The 629-nt window shown below is 48.8% G+C and carries 1 protein-coding gene; it reads left to right on the top strand.

The annotated features are described in order from the left end of the window. Positions 1-25 precede the first annotated feature (25 nt). Positions 26-629 (top strand): thiazole biosynthesis adenylyltransferase ThiF (gene thiF, locus R7R24_RS28000; protein ID WP_318120342.1); only part of this gene is annotated, 604 nt, incomplete at its 3' end.

Raw genomic sequence — 629 nt, forward strand, 5'->3', positions numbered from 1 at the left:
ACGTCATTGGTCATGGAGGACTATCGTGCTTACTGATCAAGAATTCATTCGTTATCAGCGTCAAGTTTCGTTACCTGAAATCGGAGAATCGGGCCAAGCTCGTCTTGGTCAATCTCATGTATTGCTCATCGGCTGTGGTGGGTTGGGTAGTGCAGCAAGTTTGTATCTCGCGTCTGCTGGCGTGGGTAAGTTAGTTGTGATTGATGATGACCGTGTCGACAGCAGCAATTTGCAGCGCCAGGTTATCTATCGTGAAGGCGACATCGAACTGGCGAAAACCGAGGCGATGGCTCAGCAGCTTCGTGATCTCAATTCAATGATTCAGGTACGCACGATTACCAAGCGTCTCGACCAAGCTCAGTTACAACTCGAAGTCATGTTGGCGGATGTGGTGTTGGATTGCAGTGACAACCTGCCAACGAGGCAGCTGATCAATCAAGTTTGTTATGAGCAAAATACACCTCTGATATCGGCGGCAGCGATTGGTTGGCAAGGGCAATTTGCTGTTTTTGACTACTCAGACAAACCATCAAATTCAGGCTGCTATCGATGCTTGTATCCGTTTGATGAATTGCAGCAAACAATGACGTGCAGCGAAACCGGCATTATCGGCCCTGTGGTGGGCACTC

It is taken from the genome of Vibrio sp. 704 (assembly GCF_033339295.1).